The organism is Blastococcus atacamensis, from assembly GCF_002938425.1.
Lineage (GTDB): Bacteria > Actinomycetota > Actinomycetes > Mycobacteriales > Geodermatophilaceae > Blastococcus > Blastococcus atacamensis.
Window position 1 is genome coordinate 1 of record NZ_POQU01000130.1, and the last position, 5576, is coordinate 5576.

3 rRNA genes are annotated in these 5576 nt (G+C 58.5%); all 3 read left to right on the forward strand.

Annotation, left to right across the window (positions count from 1 at the left end):
• Nucleotides 1-202: 202 nt before the first annotated feature.
• A 16S ribosomal RNA gene (locus C5508_RS18680) occupies nt 203-1721 on the forward strand.
• A gap of 466 nt (nt 1722-2187) precedes the next feature.
• Nucleotides 2188-5308, forward strand: a 23S ribosomal RNA gene (locus C5508_RS18685).
• A 148-nt stretch (nt 5309-5456) separates the two neighbouring features.
• A 5S ribosomal RNA gene (gene rrf, locus C5508_RS18690) occupies nt 5457-5573 on the forward strand.
• Together the 16S, 23S and 5S rRNA genes form the textbook arrangement of a ribosomal RNA operon.
• The last annotated feature ends 3 nt before the right edge of the window (nt 5574-5576 follow it).

Sequence of the window (5576 nt, forward strand, 5' to 3'; positions counted from 1 at the left end):
CGGCGTAGAGTTGGACATCCAGCCAGGGACGGAGCCCGGAAGGGTCGAGTTTCTGCGCGTCCGCTCCTTGAGAACTCAACAGCGTGCCGAAAGTCAGTGCCAAGTAATACCCCGTGTCAGGGCTTTGTGCTCCTGGCAGGGATTCCTTTGGTTGATTGATATCGAGAGTGCTAGCTCTCGGTTCTCAGCTGCGATCAAATCATCTACGGAGAGTTTGATCCTGGCTCAGGACGAACGCTGGCGGCGTGCTTAACACATGCAAGTCGAACGGTGAACCTCTTTCGGGAGGGGATCAGTGGCGAACGGGTGAGTAACACGTGGGCAACCTGCCCTCAGCTCTGGGATAACTCCAAGAAATTGGGGCTAATACCGGATATGACCGCTGACCGCATGGTCTGGTGGTGGAAAGATTTATCGGCTGAGGATGGGCCCGCGGCCTATCAGCTTGTTGGTGGGGTCACGGCCTACCAAGGCGACGACGGGTAGCCGGCCTGAGAGGGTGACCGGCCACACTGGGACTGAGACACGGCCCAGACTCCTACGGGAGGCAGCAGTGGGGAATATTGCGCAATGGGCGAAAGCCTGACGCAGCGACGCCGCGTGGGGGATGACGGCCTTCGGGTTGTAAACCTCTTTCAGCAGGGACGAAGCGAAAGTGACGGTACCTGCAGAAGAAGCACCGGCCAACTACGTGCCAGCAGCCGCGGTAATACGTAGGGTGCAAGCGTTGTCCGGAATTATTGGGCGTAAAGAGCTCGTAGGCGGTTCGTCGCGTCGGCTGTGAAATCCCGAGGCTCAACCTCGGGTCTGCAGTCGATACGGGCGGACTTGAGTTCGGCAGGGGAGACTGGAATTCCTGGTGTAGCGGTGAAATGCGCAGATATCAGGAGGAACACCGGTGGCGAAGGCGGGTCTCTGGGCCGAAACTGACGCTGAGGAGCGAAAGCGTGGGGAGCGAACAGGATTAGATACCCTGGTAGTCCACGCCGTAAACGTTGGGCGCTAGGTGTGGGGCTCATTCCACGAGTTCCGTGCCGCAGCTAACGCATTAAGCGCCCCGCCTGGGGAGTACGGCCGCAAGGCTAAAACTCAAAGGAATTGACGGGGGCCCGCACAAGCGGCGGAGCATGTTGCTTAATTCGATGCAACGCGAAGAACCTTACCTAGGCTTGACATGCACGGAAATCCTCCAGAGATGGTGGGTCCGTAAGGGCCGTGCACAGGTGGTGCATGGTTGTCGTCAGCTCGTGTCGTGAGATGTTGGGTTAAGTCCCGCAACGAGCGCAACCCTCGTTCTATGTTGCCAGCACGTCATGGTGGGGACTCATAGGAGACTGCCGGGGTCAACTCGGAGGAAGGTGGGGATGACGTCAAATCATCATGCCCCTTATGTCTAGGGCTGCAAACATGCTACAATGGCCGGTACAAAGGGCTGCGATACCGTGAGGTGGAGCGAATCCCAAAAAGCCGGTCTCAGTTCGGATTGGGGTCTGCAACTCGACCCCATGAAGTTGGAGTCGCTAGTAATCGCAGATCAGCAACGCTGCGGTGAATACGTTCCCGGGCCTTGTACACACCGCCCGTCACGTCACGAAAGTCGGTAACGCCCGAAGCCGGTGGCCCAACCCTTGTGGAGGGAGCCGTCGAAGGCGGGATCGGCGATTGGGACGAAGTCGTAACAAGGTAGCCGTACCGGAAGGTGCGGCTGGATCACCTCCTTTCTAAGGAGCACTGGCCGCATCCCTTGTGGGTGTGGTCCAGAGCTGCGCCCAGGACATGACGGTCGTCCAGTCTCGGATGGCCGCGAAGCTCCTGGGGTGGTGCTCGAGGGTGGAACACTGACCAGTTCGGCCGGCAGCCTGGTGCTGCTCCTAGTACGGCCGCCCTTCGGGGTGGTGGGGAACGGGGTGGTGGGGGTGTGTGGGTCGTAGGCACGCTGTTGGGTCCTGAGGGAACGGGCTCACCGAGGTATCGGTGTCTGTTGTCTTCAGTTCAGGGCCATCTGGGTCTCATACCGCTGGAGCACTTGAGGGTGTTGCGGGTCTGGTGGGGTCATATCGGGTGGTGACTGGTCGTACGTTGAGAACTGCACAGTGGACGCGAGCATCTTCTGACTCTGATTAGCAGAGTTTGTTTGTAGGCCCGCTCATCTTGTCCTTCCGGGCTTGATGGGTGGGATTTTTGTGTGGCCAAGTTGTTAAGGGCACACGGTGGATGCCTGGGCACCAGGAGCCGATGAAGGACGTAGGAGGCTGCGATAAGCCTCGGGGAGCTGTCAACCGAGCGTTGATCCGAGGATTTCCGAATGGGGGAACCCCGCACCAGTCATGTGGTGTGACCCGCGCCTGAACACATAGGGCGTGTGGAGGGAACGTGGGGAAGTGAAACATCTCAGTACCCACAGGAAGAGAAAACAACCGTGATTCCGTGAGTAGTGGCGAGCGAAAGCGGAGAAGGCTAAACCGATCGCATGTGATAGCCGGCAGGCGTTGTGTGGTCGGGGTCGTGGGACAGTTCAGTTCCTTCTGCCGAAGGGGCAGGGAGTCATAAAAGACTGTGTTAGTGGAAGGCCTCTGGAAGGGGTCGCCGTAGAGGGTGAGAGCCCCGTACACGAAAACTCAGTCTCTTCCGAGCTTGTTTCCCAAGTAGCACCGAGCCCGTGAAATTCGGTGTGAATCTGGCGGGACCACCCGCTAAGCCTAAATACTTCCTGGTGACCGATAGCGGACTAGTACCGTGAGGGAAAGGTGAAAAGTACCCCGGGAGGGGAGTGAAATAGTACCTGAAACCGTGTGCCTACAAGCCGTGAGAGCCTTAGGATTTCGGTCCGGGGTGATTGCGTGCCTTTTGAAGAATGAGCCTGCGAGTTAGCGGTACGTGGCGAGGTTAACCCGTGTGGGGAAGCCGTAGCGAAAGCGAGTCCGAACAGGGCGATACAGTCGCGTGCCCTAGACCCGAAGCCGAGTGATCTACCCATGGCCAGGTTGAAGCGCGGGTAAGACCGCGTGGAGGACCGAACCCACCAGGGTTGAAAACCTGGGGGATGAGCTGTGGGTAGGGGTGAAAGGCCAATCAAACTCGGTGATAGCTGGTTCTCCCCGAAATGCATTTAGGTGCAGCGTCACGTGTTTCTTGCCGGAGGTAGAGCACTGGATGGCTAATGGGCCCCACAAGGTTACTGACGTCAACCAAACTCCGAATGCCGGTAAGTGAGAGCGTGGCAGTGAGACTGCGGGCGATAAGGTTCGTAGTCGAGAGGGAAACAGCCCAGATCATCGGCTAAGGCCCCTAAGCGTGTGCTAAGTGGAAAAGGATGTGGGATCGCAGAGACAACCAGGAGGTTGGCTTAGAAGCAGCCACCCTTGAAAGAGTGCGTAATAGCTCACTGGTCAAGTGGTTCCGCGCCGACAATGTAGCGGGGCTCAAGCACACCGCCGAAGCCGTGGCATTCACATGTAGCCCGCCGGACTCCTTGAGGGTCCGGCCAGGTGTGTGGATGGGTAGGGGAGCGTCGTGTGGCGGTTGAAGCGGCGGAGTGATCCAGCCGTGGACGCCACACGAGTGAGAATGCAGGCATGAGTAGCGAGAGGGGAGTGAGAACCTCCCCCGCCGGAAGACCAAGGGTTCCTGGGCCAGGCTAATCCGCCCAGGGTGAGTCGGGACCTAAGGCGAGGCCGACAGGCGTAGTCGATGGACAACGGGTTGATATTCCCGTACCCGCGAAGGAACGCCCATGCTGAACCCAGCGATGCTAACCGACCCAAACCGGTCGTCCCACTTGTGGGCCGGCTGGGAGTAGCTCGGGACCCGGACTGGTAGTAGGCAAGCGATGGGGTGACGCAGGAAGGTAGTCCTACCGGTGAGTGGTAGTACCGGTGCAAGGGTGTGGCCCGTGGGGTAGGTAAATCCGTCCCACATGCAGGGTGAGGCCTGACGCATAGCCGAATGAGGCGAATTGGATGATCCTATGCTGCCGAGAAAAGCCTCTAGCGAGTTCCGAGCGGCCCGTACCCCAAACCAACTCAGGTGGTCAGGTAGAGAATACCGAGGCGATCGAGCGAACTGTGGTTAAGGAACTCGGCAAAATGCCCCCGTAACTTCGGGAGAAGGGGGGCCATCTATCGTGAACCGCCTTGCGCGGGGCAGCGGTGGGTGGTCGCAGAGACCAGTGAGAAGCGACTGTTTACTAAAAACACAGGTCCGTGCGAAGTCGTAAGACGATGTATACGGACTGACGCCTGCCCGGTGCTGGAACGTTAAGGGGACGGGTTAGCCGCAAGGCGAAGCTCAGAACTCAAGCGCCAGTAAACGGCGGTGGTAACTATAACCATCCTAAGGTAGCGAAATTCCTTGTCGGGTAAGTTCCGACCTGCACGAATGGCGTAACGACTTCTCAGCTGTCTCAACCACAGGCTCGGCGAAATTGCACTACGAGTAAAGATGCTCGTTACGCGCGGCAGGACGGAAAGACCCCGGGACCTTTACTATAGCTTGATATTGGTGTTCGGTTCGGCTTGTGTAGGATAGGTGGGAGACTGCGAAGCGGGCACGCCAGTGTTCGTGGAGTCGCCGTTGAAATACCACTCTGGTCGAATTGGATGTCTAACCTCGGTCCGTGATCCGGATCAGGGACAGTGTCAGGTGGGTAGTTTAACTGGGGCGGTTGCCTCCCAAAATGTAACGGAGGCGCCCAAAGGTTCCCTCAGCCTGGTTGGCAATCAGGTGTCGAGTGCAAGTGCACAAGGGAGCTTGACTGTGAGACCGACGGGTCGAGCAGGAGCGAAAGCTGGGACTAGTGACCCGGCACTGGCATGTGGAAGCGGTGTCGCTCAACGGATAAAAGGTACCCCGGGGATAACAGGCTGATCTTCCCCAAGAGTCCATATCGACGGGATGGTTTGGCACCTCGATGTCGGCTCGTCGCATCCTGGGGCTGGAGTAGGTCCCAAGGGTTGGGCTGTTCGCCCATTAAAGCGGTACGCGAGCTGGGTTTAGAACGTCGTGAGACAGTTCGGTCCCTATCCGCCGTGCGCGTAAGAGACTTGAGAAGAGCTGTCCCTAGTACGAGAGGACCGGGACGGACGAACCTCTGGTGTGCCAGTTGTACCGCCAGGTGCACTGCTGGTTAGCTACGTTCGGCAGGGATAACCGCTGAAAGCATCTAAGCGGGAAGCTCGCTTCAAGATGAGGTCTCTCACCGGGTTAACCGGGTAAGGCCCCCGCCCAGACCAGCGGGTTGATAGGCCGGAAGTGGAAGCGCCGCAAGGTGTGGAGCTGACCGGTACTAACAGGCCGAGGGCTTGACCACACACAACCTTCACAACAGGTTCTGTGAAAAGCCTCAGATAAAGAGATTGTCTCGCGTCCACTGTGCGGTTCTGAACGCACGAACCAGCATTCCTGGTTCACGAACCACCCCCCGGTTCGCGGGGAAAGGTTCGACATGTTCACAGAGTTACGGCGGCCATGGCGAGAGGGAAACGCCCGGTAACATTCCGAACCCGGAAGCTAAGCCTCTCAGCGCCGATGGTACTGCCCTGGAGACGGGGTGGGAGAGTAGGACGCCGCCGGACAAC